The organism is Demequina sp. NBRC 110054, assembly GCF_002090115.1.
Taxonomy (GTDB): domain Bacteria; phylum Actinomycetota; class Actinomycetes; order Actinomycetales; family Demequinaceae; genus Demequina.
Genome location: NZ_BBRK01000006.1, coordinates 253,110 through 271,590 on the forward strand (window position 1 = coordinate 253,110; position 18,481 = coordinate 271,590).

14 protein-coding genes are annotated in these 18,481 nt (G+C 70.8%); 9 read left to right on the plus strand and 5 right to left on the minus strand.

All coding sequences use genetic code 11. The features are described from left to right. Window positions 1-15: 15 nt before the first annotated feature. The gene (gene ileS, locus B7K23_RS13860; protein ID WP_084127285.1) at window positions 16-3,183 is read right to left on the minus strand and encodes an isoleucine--tRNA ligase; all 3,168 of its coding nucleotides are present in this window, start codon (window positions 3,181-3,183) and stop codon (window positions 16-18) included. 520 nt (window positions 3,184-3,703) lie between these two features. Between ileS and B7K23_RS13865 the strand changes: the two genes are divergently transcribed. The 4 genes from B7K23_RS13865 (at window position 3,704) to B7K23_RS13880 (ending at window position 9,845) form a co-directional block, all read left to right on the plus strand. After that, entirely contained in the window at window positions 3,704-5,446 is a 1,743-nt protein-coding gene (locus B7K23_RS13865) for an MFS transporter (RefSeq protein WP_159451430.1), read from the plus strand. A 192-nt stretch (window positions 5,447-5,638) separates the two neighbouring features. Then, window positions 5,639-7,570 carry an MFS transporter gene (locus B7K23_RS13870; RefSeq protein WP_143338307.1) on the plus strand — a complete coding sequence of 644 codons (1,932 nt, stop codon included), beginning with the start codon at window positions 5,639-5,641 and terminating at the stop codon, window positions 7,568-7,570. Window positions 7,571-7,589: 19 nt separating this feature from the next. Beyond that, complete coding sequence (locus tag B7K23_RS13875) at window positions 7,590-8,195, plus strand: CDP-alcohol phosphatidyltransferase family protein (protein WP_159451431.1); 606 nt, start codon at window positions 7,590-7,592, stop codon at window positions 8,193-8,195. Window positions 8,196-8,204: 9 nt separating this feature from the next. Further along, window positions 8,205-9,845 (plus strand): DUF885 family protein, encoded by a 1,641-nt coding sequence (locus tag B7K23_RS13880; RefSeq protein WP_084127289.1) that lies wholly within the window; start codon window positions 8,205-8,207, stop codon window positions 9,843-9,845. 83 nt (window positions 9,846-9,928) lie between these two features. Here the strand turns inward: B7K23_RS13880 and B7K23_RS13885 are convergent, their stop codons facing one another. The 3 genes from B7K23_RS13885 to B7K23_RS13895 form a co-directional block, all read right to left on the minus strand. Beyond that, entirely contained in the window at window positions 9,929-10,519 is a 591-nt protein-coding gene (locus B7K23_RS13885) for a helix-turn-helix domain-containing protein (RefSeq protein WP_159451432.1), read from the minus strand. Between the two features lie 210 nt (window positions 10,520-10,729). Continuing rightward, window positions 10,730-12,280 carry a 1-acyl-sn-glycerol-3-phosphate acyltransferase gene (locus tag B7K23_RS13890; protein WP_084127291.1) on the minus strand — a complete coding sequence of 517 codons (1,551 nt, stop codon included), beginning with the start codon at window positions 12,278-12,280 and terminating at the stop codon, window positions 10,730-10,732. A gap of 19 nt (window positions 12,281-12,299) precedes the next feature. Beyond that, window positions 12,300-13,127, minus strand: a complete 828-nt coding sequence (locus B7K23_RS13895; RefSeq protein WP_084127565.1) for a patatin-like phospholipase family protein — start codon at window positions 13,125-13,127, stop codon at window positions 12,300-12,302. Between the two features lie 214 nt (window positions 13,128-13,341). On the opposite strand from B7K23_RS13895, the gene B7K23_RS13900 reads away from it, so the two are divergent. From B7K23_RS13900 to B7K23_RS13920, 5 genes are all read left to right on the plus strand, one after another. Then, complete coding sequence (locus tag B7K23_RS13900; protein ID WP_159451433.1) at window positions 13,342-15,021, plus strand: cytochrome c biogenesis protein DipZ; 1,680 nt, start codon at window positions 13,342-13,344, stop codon at window positions 15,019-15,021. 80 nt (window positions 15,022-15,101) lie between these two features. Then, window positions 15,102-15,332 carry a hypothetical protein gene (locus B7K23_RS13905; protein ID WP_084127293.1) on the plus strand — a complete coding sequence of 77 codons (231 nt, stop codon included), beginning with the start codon at window positions 15,102-15,104 and terminating at the stop codon, window positions 15,330-15,332. Window positions 15,333-15,352: 20 nt separating this feature from the next. Further along, window positions 15,353-16,012 carry a sigma-70 family RNA polymerase sigma factor gene (locus B7K23_RS13910; RefSeq protein ID WP_084127566.1) on the plus strand — a complete coding sequence of 220 codons (660 nt, stop codon included), beginning with the start codon at window positions 15,353-15,355 and terminating at the stop codon, window positions 16,010-16,012. Next, window positions 16,009-16,848, plus strand: coding sequence for an anti-sigma factor (locus tag B7K23_RS13915; RefSeq protein WP_084127567.1), 840 nt, complete (start codon window positions 16,009-16,011; stop codon window positions 16,846-16,848). Before B7K23_RS13910 ends, B7K23_RS13915 begins: the two co-directional genes overlap by 4 nt. A gap of 270 nt (window positions 16,849-17,118) precedes the next feature. Beyond that, window positions 17,119-17,721: a dienelactone hydrolase family protein gene (locus B7K23_RS13920; RefSeq protein WP_159451434.1), complete on the plus strand. Its 603-nt coding sequence runs from the start codon at window positions 17,119-17,121 to the stop codon at window positions 17,719-17,721. Window positions 17,722-17,790: 69 nt separating this feature from the next. Here B7K23_RS13920 and B7K23_RS13925 read toward each other — a convergent pair whose 3' ends face one another. Further along, window positions 17,791-18,114, minus strand: a complete 324-nt coding sequence (locus B7K23_RS13925) for a hypothetical protein (protein WP_143338309.1) — start codon at window positions 18,112-18,114, stop codon at window positions 17,791-17,793. Window positions 18,115-18,481: the final 367 nt, after the last annotated feature.

Here is an 18,481-nt window from a genome sequence, read left to right on the forward strand (position 1 = left end):
CGAGAATCGCTTCGGTCAGGCCTTCGCCACGGCGATGGACTGCTCGCCCTCGGCCACCTCGAGCGAGGTCGCGAGCACCTCACCCGCGATGAGCTCGCGGTGCGCCTCGACGGCCGCCACGCGCTCGGCGGGCACCGTGAGCGTGAGGACGATGCGGTCGCCGACGTTGAGGCCCGCGGCCTTGCGCTCGTCCTGGATCGCGCGGATAAGGTCGCGCGCGAAGCCCTCGGCCTCGAGCTCGGGGGTCAGCACGGTGTCGAGCGCGACGAAGCCGCCGCCCGCGAGCACCGAGGCGACCAGCGCATCGTCCCCTTCCCCGCCGATCACCGTGACGAGCTCGTACTCGCCCTCGACCAGGTCGATGCCGCCCGAGGTGACAACCCCGTCGGTCTCCGACCAGTCGCCGGTCTTGGAGCCCTTGATCGCCGCCTGGACGTTCTTGCCGATGCGCGGGCCGGCCGCGCGGGCGTTGACGGTGAGGCGGCGCTCGACGGGGTTGGCCTCGGTGAACGCGGCCTCCGTGACGAGCGCCACGGCCTTGACGTTGAGCTCGGACGCGATGAGGTCGGCGTACGGCGCGAGCGCCTCGGGGTCGGCCACGGCCACCTCGAGCGCGGGCAGCGGCTGACGCACGCGGATCTGCTCCTTCTTGCGCAGCGCGTGCGCCGAGGAGACGACCTCGCGGACCTGATCCATCGTGGCGCCGAGGGTGTGGTCGTGCCACTGGCTGGACCACACGGGGTAGTCGGTGAGGTGCACCGAGCGCTCGCCCGTGAGCCCGCGCCAGACCTCCTCGGTCGTGAGGGGCAGGAGCGGCGCCGCGAGGCGGGACACGGTCTCGAGCACGGTGTAGAGCGTGTCGAACGCGTCGCGGTCCTCGTCCCAGAAGCGGTCGCGCTGCGTGCGGACGTACCAGTTGGTGAGCAGGTCCATGTACTGGGCGAGCTCGTCCGACGCACCGGGCACGTCGAACGCGTCCATCTGCGCGGTGACGGTGTCCACGAGCTCGGCCGTCTTGGCAAGCATGTAGCGGTCCATCACGGGCAGCGACGCGATGCGCTCGGGGATGACCTTCTTGCCGAGCAGGCCGGCGCCCTTGTTGGCGGCGCCCGCGTACAGGGTGAAGAAGTAGTACGTGGACCACAGGGGCAGCATCACCTGGCGAACGCCCTCGCGGATGCCCTGCTCGGTGACGATCAGGTTGCCGCCGCGCAGGATCGGCGAGCCCATGAGGAACCAGCGCATCGCGTCGGAGCCGTCGCGGTGGAACACCTCGTTGACGTCCGGGTAGTTGCGGCGCGACTTGGACATCTTGGTGCCGTCGTCGCCCAGGACGATGCCGTGGGAGATGCACGTGGTGAACGCCGGGCGGTCGAACAGCGCGGTCGCGAGCGTGTGCATCACGTAGAACCAGCCGCGCGTCTGGCCGATGTACTCGACGATGAAGTCCGACGGGTTGTGGCTGTCGAACCACTCGCGGTTCTCGAACGGGTAGTGCACCTGCGCGAACGGCATCGAGCCCGAGTCGAACCAGACGTCCAGGACGTCGGGGATGCGACGCATCGTCGACTGCCCGGTCGGGTCGTCAGGGTTGGGGCGCGTGAGGTCGTCGATGTAGGGACGATGCAGGTTGGGCTCCCCGTTCTCGTCGAGCGGGAGCCGGCCGAAGTCGGCCTCGAGCTCCGCGAGCGAGCCGTAGACGTCCATGCGCGGGTGCTCGGGGTCGTCCGAGATCCACACCGGGATCGGGGTGCCGAAGTAGCGGTTGCGGGACACGGACCAGTCGCGCGCGCCCTCGAGCCACTTGCCGAACTGGCCGTGCTTGATGTGCTCGGGCACCCACGTGATGTCCTCGTTGAGGCCCACCATGCGGTCGCGGAACTCGGTCACGCGGATGAACCACGAACTCACGGGCTTGTAGATCAGCGGGTTGCGGCAGCGCCAGCAGTGCGGGTAGCTGTGGTCGTACGTCTCGTGGCGGACGACGACGCCGGCCTCCTTGAGGTCGGCGATGATCTGCTTGTTCGCCTCGAAGACCTGAATTCCCTGGTACTCCGGCACGAGCGACGTGAAGCGGCCCTTCGCGTCGACGGTCTCGACGGGGTGCACGCCCTTGACGCCGAGCAGCGCGAGGTCGTCCTCACCGTAGGGGGCCAAGTGCACGAGCCCGGTGCCGTCCTCGGTCGAGACGAAGTCGGCGGTCCAGGCGCGGTGCGCATTGTCGTTGCCCACGAAGTGCGGGAACGGGGGCGTGTACTGAAGCCCGTCGATGTCCGCGCCCTTGACCGTCGCGAGGGTCTCGAAGCCCTCGCCCAGCTCACGCGCGTACATCCCGACTCGCGCGGCGGCGAACACGAGCTTGCGGCCCGCGAACGCGCCCTCGACAGGGCGGACGACGACGTAGTCGATGTCGGCGCCGACGGCAGCGGCGAGGTTGCTGGGCAGTGTCCAGGGCGTCGTGGTCCAGACGACCAGCTCGGCGCCCGCCAGGTCACCGGGACCGTCGACGAGCGGGAACGTCACGGTGAGCGCGGGGTCCTGGCGCATCGCGTAGACGTCGTCGTCCATGCGGAGCTCGTGGTTGGACAGCGGCGTCTCGTCGCGCCAGCAGTACGGCAGCACGCGGAAGCCCTCGTACGCGAGGCCCTTGTCGTACAGCGTCTTGAAGCCCCAGATGACGGACTCCATGAAGGTCACGTCGAGCGTCTTGTAGTCGTTCTCGAAGTCGACCCAGCGGGCCTGGCGGGTGACGTACTCCTCCCACTCCTTCGTGTACTTCAGCACCGAGGTCTTGCAGGCGTCGTTGAACTGGGCGATGCCCATCTCCTCGATCTGCGACTTGTCGGTGATGCCAAGGATGCGCTCGGCCTCGAGCTCCGCGGGAAGGCCATGGGTGTCCCAGCCGAAGCGACGCTCGACCTTCTTGCCGCGCATCGTCTCGAAGCGGGGCACGACGTCCTTGACGTAGCCCGTGAGGAGGTGGCCGTAGTGCGGCAGGCCGTTGGCGAACGGCGGGCCGTCGTAGAAGACGAACTCCTCCGCGTCGGCTCGGTTGTCGATCGACGCCTGGAAGGTGCCGTCCTCCTTCCAGTACGCGAGCACGTCCTCCTCGATGGAGGGGAAGCTCGGCGAGGCGGGGACCTCGGCGTCGGGACGGTGGAGCGGATAGCGGGCGTCGGCCATGTGGAGGCTGTCCTTCGGTGGTGCGTCTGGCGGTGCGTCGACTCGGGGGCCGTGGGGCTGGCTGCCTCAGGGCCGCTCTGCGAGGACGCTCGGGGCCGGCCGTGACCGGTCCGCTCGCGCGGTACCACCTCGCTTGCCACTCTCCCCTGCCGTGCAGGCGGATCGCGGCCGCTCGTGCCCCGCTTCCACGGGACGGACGCTGTGACGGGCTGCCCGTGCGGTTCTACTCCCCGATACTCATGCCACGGGTTTCTTCCGCAAGCTCGCCGGTGATGGCCGGGTCGACGCTGGTGGGTCAAGTGTAGCGGGCGAGCCTTCGCCCGGGCACCGGGTGATGTGAGACGCATCACCGGGTACTCGACACGCGTCGCCTGGAATATCTACGCTGGAGTCACTGGTTGCACCTATCTCAGGATCCACGCGATCCGGCCGGGCGGCGTTGCCCTTCACGCGCCGCCCCCGTCGCCAGCGGGTCAGGCGCTCGTCCCCTTGCCTTCGTCCCCGCATTGGAAGCCCTGAATTGTCCTCGAACACCCGCACCCTGGAGCTGCCCGGGCTCGACGCGCTCCTCGCGCACGCGCCCGACGCGCGGCCCGGCCCCGCCGGGCCCCACGAGCACGAGCCCACGACCGCAGCGATCCCCGTCCTCGGGGGCACCGAGGCCGTCGTCATCGACGAGCCCGAGCGTGCCCACCGCTCGCTCGCGGCGCTCACGCTGTCCCCCCGCCGCGCGAAGCTCGCGCTGCTCGTCCTCGCCGCCGGCGCCTTCGCGACCGGCGCCAACGAGGCGTCGATCATCGCGCTCAGCCCCGCGATCGCGAGCGGCCTCGGCGTGCCCGTCGCGCAGGTCGGCCTGCTCGCGACCGCCTTCGCGCTCACGGTCGTGATCGCGGCGGTGCCGCTCACGCTGCTGACCGCACGGCTCGCGCCCCGCACGACGCTCACGGCCACGCTCGCGCTGTGGACCACGGGCGTGACGATCGCCGCGACCGCGGGCACCTTCGTGCAGCTGGCCGGCGGGCGCATCGTCTCCGCCGCCGCCCACGCCCTGTTCTGGGCGCTCGTCGCGCCCACGGCGGCCAACCTCTTCGCCCCGCACCTGCGGGCCATGACGGTGACCCGCATCATGGTCGGCGGCGCCGCCGCGGGCGTCATCGGCACGCCTCTGGTGACGATCGCGGGAGAGCGAATCGGCTGGCAGGCGCCGTACTGGGCGTTCGCGGCGATCGGAGTCGTCCTTGCCATCGCGCTCGCGCTCACGCTCCCCGGCCCGGTGAAGGATGACTCCGCCGAGCCGGACGACGAGCCCCCCGCCGCCGAGCACACGCGCGGAGACGTCCCGTCGATGGCTCACTTCCTCCGCGTCCTCGCGGTGACCTTCACCGTCCAGGTCGCCATGTCCTCGACCTGGACGTACATCGCGTCCTACTTCGGCGAGGTGGCAGGCATGCCGTCGTCCACGCTGCCCGCGCTCTTCGCGCTCGGCGGGGTGATCGGCGTGGCCTCCACGCTCGCGATCGGCCCCCTGCTCGCGCGCCGCGCGGTCCACAGCGTCGGGCTCGGCATCATCGGCATCGGCCTGGCCTGGGTGCTGCTCGCCACCGGCACGGTCTGGGGAGCGGTCGGCGGCCAGATCTTCCAGGCCGCAGGTTGGGCCGTGCTGGTCGCCGCGCTGCTCAACTGGGCGATGCGCCACACCCCCTGGCGCACCGACGTCGGGGCCAGCACGTTCATGGTCACCGCGAACTCCGGCGCGGCGCTCGGCCCGGTCCTCGGCGGCATCGTCCTCGCGTCGATGGGCCTCGCCGCCCTGCCGCTGCTCTCTCTCGTGCTCACCGGCGTCGCCGCGACCATCATCGCCACCGTCGACCCCAAGGTGCTGCGCCGGCTCGGCGTCGCGCGCAGCGTCCGCACCGCGCTCGAGCGCAGCCAGCAGCTGCGCGCCAAGCGCGAGGAGTGGTCGCGCCGCACCGGCAGCACCGCGCCGCGACCCGTCGCCGCGGCCTGGGCCGTCGGCCAGAATGCCGCCCGCCACGCGGGCCAGGGCGCGCGCACGCTCACCCAGGGCGCGGTCGCGGCCTCCCGTGCCACCGCGAACGCCACGGCGAAGGCCGGCGTCAAGGCGGGCGAGGCAACCAGGTCGGCCGCCTACCTCCACATCGCCTCGCTCCAGGCGCTCGATCCCTACCGCGAGGATCCGTACGGCAACCGCCCGTACGGCAACGACCCCTACGACGGGGAACCGTTCCGCGACGAGTCCTGAGCGACTGCGCGGCCCCGAAGCCGGGACCTTCCGCTTCGACATCAGGCGGCCTGGAACCGTACGATCAATTGCCGCGTTTCCTGCGCGGATACCCCACCCCGGCGAGGCCCCGACCTCGGCGTCCACATCCCCTGACCCACCCCCGGCATCGTCCCTTGATGCTGCCCCGAGACCCGTCGAGGTTCACCGCCGTTGTCCGCCACGACCCGCACTCTGGAGATGGCCGCGCTCGATGAGCTGCTGCACTCCGACGAGCCTGCGCACCCGGCGGCGACGGAGGCCTACGACCCCGAGCCGACCACGGTCGCGATCCCCGTCACGGGAGTGATCGACGCGGTCGTCGTGGACGAGCCGGAGCCTGGAGCCCGCTCCCTCGCAGCGCTGACCCTGTCCCCTCGGCGGGCCAAGACCGCGCTCATGGTGCTCGCGGGCGCGGCTTTCGCCGCGGGCGTGAACGAGGGCGCGATCGTCGCGCTCACGCCCGCGATCGCGGACGACCTCGGCATCGCCGTCGCTCAGGTCGGACTGCTCGCCACCGCCTTCGCGCTCACGGTCGTGGTCGCCGCCGTGCCCCTGACGATGCTGGCCGGGCGGCTCTCGAAGCGCACGACGCTGACCGCGACGTTCGCGGTGTGGACCACGGGCGTCGTGATCGCCGCGACGGCGCACTCGTTCGCGCAGCTCGCCGCAGGCCGCATGGTGACCGCCGCGGCGCACGGACTCTTCTGGGGCGTCGTCGCGCCCACGGCCGCGAGCCTCTTCGCGCCTCACCTGCGCGCGATGACCGTGACGCGCGTGATGGTCGGCGCGTCCGTCGCGGGCGTCATCGGCACGCCGCTCGTCACCGTGGTCGGCGAGACCGTCGGCTGGCATGAGCCGTTCTGGGCGCTCGCCGTGCTCGGGCTCGCGCTCGTCGTCGCGCTCCCGCTGGTCCTGCCCGGCCCCGTCAAGGACGAGCACGAGGACGACGACGAGGGCGTGGACCCGCCCCCGGTCCACCACACGATCGGTGACGTGCCGTCGCTCAAGCACTTCCTGAGAGTCCTCGTCGTCACGTTCGGCATGCAGATCGGCATGGCGATCACGTGGACGTACATCGTCGCCTACTACACCGGGGCCGCGGGCCTGCCTCCCGGCGCGGTGCCACTGCTGTTCTCTCTCGGCGGGATGGTCGGGGTCGCCGCGACGCTGCTCATCAGCCCGTTCCTCGCCCGGCACGCGGTGCAGACGGTCGGCCTCGGCATCCTCGGCGTCGTGCTCGCGTACGTTCTGTACGCGCTCGCGCAGCCCTGGTCGGCGGTGCTCGGGCAGGTCTCCGTGTCCGCGGGCTGGGCCGTACTGGTCGCGGGGCTGCTGAACTGGGCGATGCGTCACACGCCCTGGCGCACCGACATCGGCTCGAGCCTGTACATGGTTACCGCAAACGTCGGAGCGGCGGTCGGCCCGCTCATCGGCGCCGTCATCGTCTCGACGTTCGGCATCCGCTGGCTGCCGATCGTGTCGCTTGCCTTCTCCGGGGCCGCGCTGGTCGCGCTCGCCACGGTCGACGCCCAGGTGGTCGCGCGCCTCGCGGTGCCGCGCCAGGTGCGCATGGCGCTCGAGAGGCAGCAGGAGCTGCGGGACAAGCGCCGCGAGTGGCGCCGCCGCACCGAGGCGCCCACGCATCGTCCCGTCGCCGCGCAGTGGGCGGTCGGCCAGCACGCCGCCGAGCAGCCCGGGGCGGAGCGCCGCTCCAAGATGGCGTCCGCCTGGAACCGCCCGCTCGTCGGGGCCCGCCTCGCACGACCCACCCCGCATTGGCCGTCCGCGCGCACGGCGCGCGTCGGCAGGCGGTCCACGGTCGAGCAGAAGCGCGCGCTCGCGCAGGCCGCGGCGCTCTCCGCCCAGCAGGAGGCCATCGCGGCGGAGGCGGTGCGCCTGGCCGCGGAGGAGCACGTCGCCGCGTCCGACGCGGTGCTCGCCGAGCACGCGCCCGCCCCCGGGGACCACGATTCGCAGGCCGACGCGGTGCAGGCGCCGGAGATGACTCCCGGAGAGGCGAAGGCCGAGTCCTACGCCGAGTCCTATGCCGAGGAGCAGATCGCGGCCCTCCAGGCCCTGGACCCCTACCGCAGCGAGGACTGACGCGGCCTACTCTCGTCCCATGAGCTCTCGGGGCGGGCGCGGCGTGGGACTCGCGGACGCGCTGTCGTTCGCGCGTGTCCCGCTCGGAGTCGCGCTCGCCGCCGCGGCGATCGCCGCACCGCAGGCCCAGACGATGCTGGTCACCCTCTTCGCGCTCGGCGTCGCCACGGACGCCCTGGACGGCTGGTGGGCGCGCCGCTCCGGGACGGCCTCGGACCGCGGCGCGAGGCTCGACAGCCTCGCCGACGCGGTCTTCACGGTCGCGACGGTCGTCGCGCTGCTCGTCGCCGTGTCATGGCCGATCGCACCCTGGGTCTGGTGGGCGGTCGTCGCGGTCACGGCCGCCAGGCTCGCGGTCGTCGCCGCGACCTGGACCCGCTTCCGCGTCGTCTCGATCATCCACACGCGCCTCAACAGGGCGACGGGCGTCGCGGTCGCGATCGCCGCGGGCGCGGCCCTCGCCACGGGGACGATGCCGGTGTGGGCGCTCGTGGTCGCGGGCCTCGTGTCGGTGGCGGCCTCGACCGAGGAGCTCGGGATCGTGCGCACAGCCGAGACGTACGACCGCGACACGCGGTCGTGGCGGGACCTGCGCGCGCCTCACGTCTCCGAGGATTCGGCGTAGCGTCGAGGCATGTCACAGCTGCAGCGCATCGCCGACGACCTCTACGACCACGCTACGTCGAGCAACCCCACAGGGCTGCTGTGGGACGGCAAGCTCGACCACCTGAGCGAGTGGACCGACGTCTCGCCTGAGGCCCGTGCGGAGAGTTCCCGGCGCTACGACGAGATCGCGAGCGCCGCCGAGGCACTCGAGATCGACGACGATCCGGCGCAGCGCGCGCTGCGCGACGTGGTGGCCACCACCGCACGCAGCAACGCCCTCCTCGCGATCTGGGAGCCCGAGCTGCTGTCCGTCACTCCGCGCATGGGGGTGCTCGAGGACATCATGTCCTTCGCCACGATGTTCCCGCTGGCGACCGCCGCGCACGGCGAGGACTATCTCACCAAGCTCACGCGCATGCCCGCGATGCTCGACCAGCTCATGGACGTCGCCGAGGCCGCCGCGGACGAGGGCCGCGTCGCGCTGCGCAGCCACCTGATCGGCACGGCGGAGACCGCGGAGACCTACCTCGCCACTCAGGCGGGTCCCGCGGAGCGGCTGTGCGGCCAGGCCCCGCCCACCGAGCTCGACGCGGCGCAGGCCGATGCCTGGCGCGAGCGCCTCGTGGCGATCGTGCGCGACGAGGTGCGCCCCGGCCTCGCCGCCTACGCCGCACGCCTCCGGGCGCTCGCGGAGCGCGGCCGCCCCGACGACAGGCCCGGCCTGTGCCACCTCGACGGAGGGCTCGACGTCTACCGCAAGCAGATCTGGGGGACCCTGCTCCTGGACCGCACTCCCGACGAGTTGCACGCGCTCGGCCTCGCGCAGGTCGCGCGGCTCGAGCAGGAGTACCGCGAGCTCGCGGGGCCTCTCGTGGGCACGGACGACGTCGCCGAGATCTACGCGCGGCTGCGCGACGACCCGTCGCTGCGCTACTCGTCCGCGGAGACGCTGATCGCCGATGCGACCGAGGCGCTCGCGCGCGCGGACGCGGCCTCGCACGAGTGGTTCCACACGCTGCCGCAGTCTCGCTGCACCGCGAACGCCACCGACTTCGGCGCGATGGGCTACTACTCCGCCCCGGACCCCGAGACCGGCAAGCAGCCGGCGTTCTACGTCAAGACCTCTGACCCGTCGGCATGGTCGACGTACGAGCTCGAGGGGCTGACGTTCCACGAGGCCGTACCCGGCCACCATCTCCAGGTCGCGCTCGCGGCAGAGGACGAGTCGCTGCACCGTGTGCAGCGGGAGTTCTTCAACACCGCGTACGTCGAGGGCTGGGCGCTGTACGCCGAGCGCCTCGCGGACGAGATGGGGCTGTACTCCACGCCTATGTCACGCGTCGGGATGCTGCTCAACGACTCGATGCGCGCGTGCCGGCTCGTCGTCGACACCGGGCTGCACGCGTTCGGCTGGACCCGCGAGCAGGCGATCCAGTACATGGTGGATCACTCGCCGATCGACCGCGCGCACGTCGAGCAGGAGGTGGATCGCTACATCGCGCTGCCCGGGCAGGCGCTCGCCTACATGGTCGGGCGGCTCGAGATCCAGGCGATCCGCGCGGAGGCGGAGAAGGCCGCGGACTTCGACATCCGTGACTTCCACGACCGGGTGCTGCGCTACGGCGCGGTGCCGCTCACGACCCTGCGGACGCAGGTGCTCGAGGGCTGAGCCGAGCAAGAGGTACCCCGCTCGCGGGTGATCGACGCGAGGACTCGGCCAGCCTGAGGGCCGAGCCGAGCCGGAGGAGCCTCCTAGGCGTGCGCGTCGGCGGTCTCCGGCTGCTCCGCTGCCTCGTCCTCGTGGTGCTCGCCCGCGACGTACGGGAAGGCCGACACGTTGAGCAGGGTCGGCTTGGTGCCGGGGCGGTACTCGGCGGCCTTCGCGAAGCGCTCGATGAGCTCGTTGACGAGCGCCTGCACCTCGCCACGCTCCTCGTCGTCGAAGTAGCCGATGTTGCGGCTGATGCGGGTGAAGTCACCCACCCAGTCGAAGCCCTCGCTCGAGATGTACCGCGAGGCGTCGGCCGCAAGCATGCGGTTGAGGCCCTCGATGCCGGCGACGAACTCGGCCGGGCCGAGCGTGCCGAGATCCTGGCGCGAGATGAGGCTCTCCTGCTCGTTGGCGCGGAAGTACCGCTCGATCGCACCGCCACGACGCTCCTCGCGCGTCACCTCGATGATGCCGCCGTCGAGCAGCTCCGCGACAGCGCGGTAGAGGGAGGCCTGGGGGACGTCATCGAGCACCTTCGCGAGCTGCTTGACGTTCATCTCGGACTGGGCGAGCACGAGCGACACGCGGATGCGGACGGGGTGCAGGAGAAGGCGAGAGCGTCGAGGATCCATATCAATCATTCTACTGTCTGGTAAACGCGAATTCGAGCCTATCGGTCACTCGATGCCGCACAGTTTGCTGAGAATACCGCTGGTCCGGGCCCGAATGTGCCAGTTTCGCCGGGTTTGTCCGCGCCCGATTGTGACATTATCAATATGGGAATATCGAACCGGGTCGACATTCCTGCAATTGATACTACCCGCCTTCTGCGGATTCGTCCGCTATCGGATCCGGCCCAGTCCCGGCACGAATTTCCCGGTCCTCGAGGCGTAGTCCGCGTAGCCGTCGTACTCCCTCAGCAGATACGACTCCTCGAGCCGTGTCTTGAACTCGAAGAAGACCGCGAGCGCCCCCACAAGCGCCCACACCACGACCTCACCGCGCGCGATCGCGACGCCCGCGCAGATCACCACGACCGCGGTGTACAGCGGGTGTCGCATCCACCGGTACAGCCCCTTGGCGATGAGCCCCGTGCCGTTCGGCGTCGGCAGCGGCGTGAGCGCGCGCCCGAGGTGGTAGCCCGACACCGCGAGCCCGACGCTTCCCACCACGACGACCGCGAGCCCTGCGAGCGGCGCGCCCGGCACATCGGGGCTCCACGATCCAGGCCAGAACCCCACACCGAGGAACAGCAGCGCCTGCACGCCGACCAGTGCCCAGTCGATGCGAGCCTGACGATCGAGCAGTTTCATGCGCCCAGGGACCAGTCGCCCCTTGCCTGCGGCGTCCGACACCTCGTCCTCCTTGCTGCTGATCCAGCCGTCCACGCGCTCCCACCAGTCGAAGAGCCACGTGGTGCGCTCCTCCGCGTCGGCGGGGATCTCTTCGGGCATCGCGGTCCAGCCCTTCATGGTGATGCGCTTGTCGATCGGCAGCTCACGCCAGACGTCCTTGATCGTCGACAGGTCCTCGAGGCCGGTGTGCGCCACGACGATCACGGCGGCGTCGGGGCTGGCCTCCATCGCCGCCATCACTCCCCCGACGTGGGGCGGCATCACGTTGGGCATCGCCTCGGCCCGGTCGGCGAGCGCGTCGTGACCGGCCGCGCGCAGCGACCGGATCCGGGACTCGCGCCGGCGCGAGGTCACGTTCGCGCCCTCGGGGAAGATCAGCACCGCGTCGTCATCGTCCATGCCCGCGGCGAGCTGCCCGACCGCCTCCGAGCCGCCCGGCGACCCCGCGCGGCGGTGGCGCCGCGGCGTCACGAACCTCGACGGGATGCGATGCAGCAGCACGTCGATCGCGGGGTCCCACTGGAGCGTGTCCTTGAGCACGATCATGGGGTCGCGCGAGTAGTGGTTGAGGAGCGCCTCGACGATCACGAACGAGTCACCTGGACCCGCGTGTCGGCTCACGACGATGACCGGCCGACCCTCGGCGGCGCCGTACAGGTCCTCGTCCTCGTGGACGATCTCGAGCCGCAGCGTCCACCGCACCTGCCAGAACAGCAGCGCGAGGAGACGGCTCGTGAGCGTGTAGTGCGCCTGCTGGAAGCCCGGCCGCTTGAGGAGCAGTCCGAAGCCAGATCCCACCCACAGCAGGAACAGGCACACGAGCGCGAAGGCCTCCCACATCAGGTAGAACACCGCCATCGCGAACACGCGCGTGAGCCGCAGCCGGCCCGGAAGCGCCCAACTCACGACACCCGCGACCACCGCGAGCAGGATCACGGTGACGGGCAGTACCGCGATCGCCACGAACACGAGCGCGGGGGCGATGACCATGCGGCGCACCCAGATCGGGGGCAGGCGGAAGCGTCCGGCGGCACTCATGCGAGCATCCTCCCGTGCCTCAGCGCTCGCCGTCGAGCGCCAGGTAGGCGGCCGATGCCTCGTAGGCGGCCGCGATGCGCGCGTGGGTGGCGTCCATGCGCCGGTACGAGCCCGGCTTGGAGTCCAGCGGGTGCGGTCCGCCGTAGGGAAGGACGTGCACGGTGACCCCGTCGGGGATCTGCGCCCGCTCGCGCGCGAAGCGGTGCCTGCGCGCGATCTCGAACGACACCTTCGCGACATCCGACGGCCTGCGAGGCGCGGTGAGCGGCTCCTCGATGCGGCCCACCTGGAGCACGTACACCTGGGTCGCGCCGCGTGCGATCGCCTCGCCCAGCGGGATCGAGTTGACGAGCCCGCCGTCCACGTAGTGCTCGCCGTTCAGGTACGTCGGCGGCAGCGCCGCGGGCACCGAGGCCGAGGCGAGCACCGCGCTGATCAGCGGCCCCGAGTCGAACCACTGCTCCGCCGCACGCTCGATGCTCGCGGCACACACCGCGAGCGGGATCTCGAGGTCCTCGAAACGGGCGTCTTCGCCGACCATCGCGGCGATCAGCTCGCGCAGCGGCTCGGGATCGTTGAGGTGGATGCGGGACGTCGCGAGCCGCTGGAGCTGGCGCGCCCACGAGTCGCCGTAGACGGCCGACGCCGCGGGCGAGCCCCACGCGTCCGTGAGTCGCTCGATGACCGCCGGCGTCGGGTCGGCCGCGAAGGCCGCGCCGTTGATCGCGCCGATCGACGTGCCGACGATCACGTCGGGGCGGATCCCCGCCTCGACGAGCGCCTGCAGCATGCCGATCTCGACCGCGCCGCGCACGCCGCCGCCTCCCAGCACGAATCCCACCGTCATGGTCTCGACTCTTCCACGCGACCCGGCCAACCGCCAGAAGACGCCCCATGCACCACGCACGGATCGCATGACGACGCGCCAGCGTGTCGCCCGCCACTGTCGGCGTGTCGCCGGGGTGTCGAATCAGAATCCGTGCGGAGCGCATGGTGAGCGAGGCGGCGGCGGGGCCAATGGCATCACCCGTCCCCCGCCGGGTCGCCTCCGAACACCAGACATGATCACGCTCCTCATCGTCGGGCTCGTGTCCGGCATCATCACCGCGGTCAGCCCCTGCGTGCTGCCGGTCCTGCCAGCCATCCTCACCAGCGCGATCCAGGACGGGGCGGCCTCGAAGCGGCGCCCGATCGTCGTGGTCGCGGGGCTCGTCACGAGCTTCGCGGTGTTCACGCTGCTCGGCGGGATCCTGCTCTCGAGCCTCGGCCTGCCCGACGATCTGCTGCGGTGGATCGGCATCGTCGTGCTCGCGATCGTCGGCCTGGGCCTCGCGGTCCCCGCCGTCGGCCACATCCTCGAGCGCCCGTTCCAGAACACGCGCATCCCCACGCTCAACCGCGACGGCAACGGCTACGTCATGGGCCTCGCACTGGGCCTGGTCTTCGTCCCGTGCGCGGGACCCATCCTCGCGGCGATCACCGTGCTCGCCGCGACCAACGGGGTCAGCTGGGGGCTCGTCGTCCTCACGCTCGCGTTCTCGGCAGGCATCGCGATCCCGCTGCTGGTCTTCGGCCTCGCGGGTCAGGCGATCGGCTCGCGCACGAAGTGGGTGCGCACCCGCCTGCAGGGGATCCGGATCGCCTCGGGCGTCGTCCTCATGCTCACCGCAGTCGTGATCGCGACGAACATCGCGGAGCCGCTCCAGCGCTCCGTGCCAGGATTCCTCGCGAGCATCCAGGAGCGCGTCGAGAACAACGACGCGGTCCAGGACGAGCTTGACGAGCTCACGGGCAGGGACGATGCGGCAGCCGCCTCGGGCGATTCGCTCACCTTCGACCAGTGCGAGGAGGACGCGACGATCCTGCAGGACTGCGGCGAGGCGCGCGGCTTCGAGGGCATCGAGGCGTGGCTCAATACCGACGACGGCGCCGAGCCGGACCTCGAGGGCAAGGTGGTCCTGGTCGACTTCTGGACCTACTCGTGCATCAACTGCCAGCGCACGTTCCCCTACCTGACCGGCTGGTACGAGAAGTACGCGGACCAGGGACTCGAGATCGTCGGAGTCCACTCCCCCGAGTTCGCGTTCGAGAAGGTCGAGTCCAACGTGGTCGACGCGACCGAGCGCTACGGGATCGAGTACCCGGTCGCGCTCGACAACGACTTCACCACGTGGCGGCTGTGGGACCAGCGGTTCTGGCCCGCGCACTACCTCATCGACACCGAGGGGAACGTGCGCCAGGTGCACTACGGAGAGGGGAAGTACGAGGCCACCGAGGCGCTGATCCAGGAGCTGCTCGGAGCGTCGGACGGCGACTTCGTGGAGGCCGCGGAGACTGCGGACACGAGCGGGCGCACGCAGGAGTCCTACCTTGGTTCGAGGCGCATCGCGTACGCCGAGAACAGCCCGCTGCCGTTCGGCATGGCGACCACGTTCACCGGCCAGGCCTCGCCCGAGCTGGATCACTTCGCCTTCGCGGGCACGTGGACGATCGCGCCCGAGTACGCGCTCGCGGGCGAGGACGCGAGCCTGTACCTGCACTATTACGCCGCCGACGTCTACCTCGTGCTCGCGGGAGAGGGCACCGTCACGGTGACCGACATCGACACGGGCGACGTCTCGGAGGTCCAGGTGGACGGCACATCGGACCTGTACACGCTCGTCTCAGGGGACGCGAAGGACGGGATCGTGAGGCTCGACTTCACCGAGGGTCTCGAGGCCTACGCCTTCACCTTCGGATGATCGACCCCATCCGGGGAGCCACCCGCACCGAACAACCCCATGAGCGGCGCCCGTCGCTCACGAGCACAGGGAGGGAACCAATGAAGCTCGCACCCAAGATGATCGTCGGCCCCGCCGTCGCGCTCCTCGCCGCCGGCATGCTCGCCGGCTGCGGAGACACCGAGGACGCGGACGACACGATGGAGCCGACCGCCTCACACTCCGAGATGATGTCGGAGGACTCGATGGAGGAGGACTCCATGGAGGACGATTCGATGGAGGATGACTCCATGGAGGACGACGAGATGATGGAGGAGAGCTCCGACTCCTGACGGGGGCGGTGACGACGACCATGGGCGAACGGCATCTCAGGGCGGTGCGTGGCGACGGGGACGACCCCGACGCCCGCACCGCCGCGTCCGCCCCCGACGCCGCATCGTCCGGGCGTCGACCACGCGAGGCCGACGCGCTCGACCACCTCCTCACCCGCGTCGGCCGCGGCGACCAGGTCGCCTTCGAGGAGCTCTTCGACGCCGTCGCCGGATCGGTGCACGGCCTCGCGGTGCGGATCGTCCGCGACCGCGAGATGGCGCAGGACGTGGCACAGGAGGTGCTCGTGGAGGTATGGCACCGTGCCGCGCGGTACAGGTCCGATGCGGGCTCGGCCCGGTCGTGGATCCTCACCATCGCTCACCGCAGGGCGGTCGACCGCGTGCGGTCCGAGCAGGCGCACGCCGACAGGCTCAGGGCCCACGGCGCGCAGCCTGAGAGGCAACCAGCCGAGCAGGACACCGTGATCGACACGATGCAGCACGAGTGGGAGGCCGCGCGGGTGCGCAGTGGCCTGGCCGCGCTCACCGAGCGCCAGCGCGAGGCCCTCGAGCTCGCGTACTACCGGGGCTTCACCCACCGCGAGGTGGCGCAGGCCCTCGACATCCCGCTCGGGACCGCGAAGGCGCGGATCCGGGACGGACTGACACGACTTCGAGACATCTGGGGGGAGGAGCGATGAGCGACGATCAGAGCGTGCACGCACTGCTCGGCCCCTACATCGTGGACGCGGTGACGGACCAGGAGCGCGCCGCCTTCGAACGCCACCTTGCGCGCTGCTCGGACTGCAGCTGCGAGGTCGCCTCGCTCCGCGAGGTGTCGGCGACCATGGCCGACGCCGAGGCGATCGCGCCTCCCGAGACCCTGCGCGCCGACGTCATGGCCCGGATCGCGGTCACGCCCCAGCTCACGCCCGGCGATGCCGGAGAAGCCGGGGACGATGTGGTGGCGGAGACGGCCCACACGGCCGCGTCGGAGGGCGCGCCAGAGCACGCCTCAGTGGCGGCGACCGCCGACATCGCTTCCCGCACAGGCGGCCGGTCCGCCTCCCGGGCGCTGCGGCGGCCCGCGCACCGCTGGCTTCCGCTGAGCGCCGCGGCCGCCTCCGTGGTCGTCGTCGTCGCCGTGGGCCTCGGCCTGCTGCGACCGACCACGGACCCGGGCGAGACCGCGGCCATGGAGCGGGACGTCATGATGATCGTCTCCGCCCCCGATGCGCACACCATGGACCTGGATCTCGGCACCACGCACGTCGTCGTGTCGGACCGGATGGAGGGCGTCGCAGTCATGTGCTCGGATACGCCGATGCCGGAGGACGGCATGGAGTACCAGCTATGGCTCGTGATGGACGACGGCTCCACCATGGCCGGGCCGACGTTCATGCCCGACGACTCGGGCGAGGTCATGACGATGATGCACGCGAGCCTCGACGACGTCGCCGCGATCGCGGTCACCGAGGAGCCCAAGGGCGGTTCCGAGGAACCGACGTCGGACGCCCTCGCGACGACCGGGATGTAGGTCACGATACGGTCACGGGACCGTGCGGACGTCCACCTGTGAACGGTCACAGGCATTAAGTTCGGTTCTGAGAACGAGGCGCCGCCGATGGCACCACCAGAGACCTGTCCACGTATGGTCAATGGCGCCCATACGTGGGCGGCTATTTCGAGCACCGGCCCCATCTCCCCTGGCAGAAGCCTCCATTACCCGTCGCGAACCCACCCGTCCTCGCCATGGCGCACGCACGCTCGACTCGCGTGGAGGCCACGTTCGGGCGAGACTGGGCTTATGGCAGAGATCCTGCTCTTCCACCACGCGCACGGCCTCACGGACGGTCTGAGGTCGTTTGCCGATCGCCTGCGTGCGCAGGGGCACATCGTCCACACGCCCGACTCCTACGCAGGTAAGACCTTCGACAGGCTCGACGACGGCATCCAGCACGCGCAGAGCATCGGCCACGACGCCCTTGCCGAGGTCGCGCACCGCGCCGCACGCGAGCACCGGCACGCGACCATCGTCATGGGCTTCTCGCTGGGAGCCGCGCAGGCCCAGCAGCTCGCTCAGGACCTGCCCCGGATCCGCGGATGCCTGCTCATGGGCAGCTGCCTGCGACCGCTCGCCCTCGGCGGCGACTGGCGCCACCAGGTACCGCTCGACATCCACATCGCCGATCCCGACGAGTGGGTCGACGAGCAGGCGCTCAACCGGCTGACGTTCCGCGCACCGCACGCTCGCGTGTTCCGCTATCCCGATCGGCGGCATATGTTCGTCGACCGGTCGCTGCGCGACTACGACGCGGACGCGGCAGACCTCTTCGAGCAGCGGGTCGACGAGTGGTTGGGCACGGTCGCCCTACCCGTCGACCACCGGGCCGCCGCACGCGCACTGTAGGGGACGCAAGGATCTGGCGGTCGACGATGTCGCGCCAGTCGGCGGCGTCGCCGCCGCCTCACCCTTCGATCAGGTGAAGACGCCGGTTGCCCGGCCGACCATCTCCGGTCCCGTGGAGCCCATCTCCGGCGGGGTGCGGAACGACAGCCCCAACTCGAAGTGCGGCGCGATCGTGTCGATGTACCAGTCCGTGAGGGACTCGATGCCCGTGAAGAACCACTGCTCGGTGAACGCGGTGTAGGCGAGGTACGCGAGCGCGGCCGCGAGCACCAGCTCGATAAGGAAATAGATGGGGACGCGGAGCGTCGGCGCGCTCGTCACGGTCCCCCGCGTCGGTGCGACCGGTCGTCGCAACGGGCGGATGGCTACGGTCGCCAGGTTCGGCGTGGTCACTGTTCCCCCTTGATGTAGAACGTTGCCAAGTGCCATCACTGACAACGCTAATTCGCCCCCACGTATTTCGCGAGCCGTGCCCGTGGCATCCCCCGATACCAGGCACGCTGCCCTACCCTACCCGGTTTGCCCCGGTTCGCTCCCCAGGTGGACGGACGTGTCGCGCGGCGCTTCCCGTGCTCCCCTGGACCTCACCGCAGCGACCTGCCTCCGGCGTCTCGGTCCACGACCGCGCCCCACGGTCGAGCATCGTGCGACACGGCTGCTGGGAGTTGCCGCATAACTGGCTGGGACGTCCTCTGAGACGGCGCAACGGCTCGTAACGTGAGTGCCATGAAGACATCGACTCCTCGGTCAAGCGGGACCG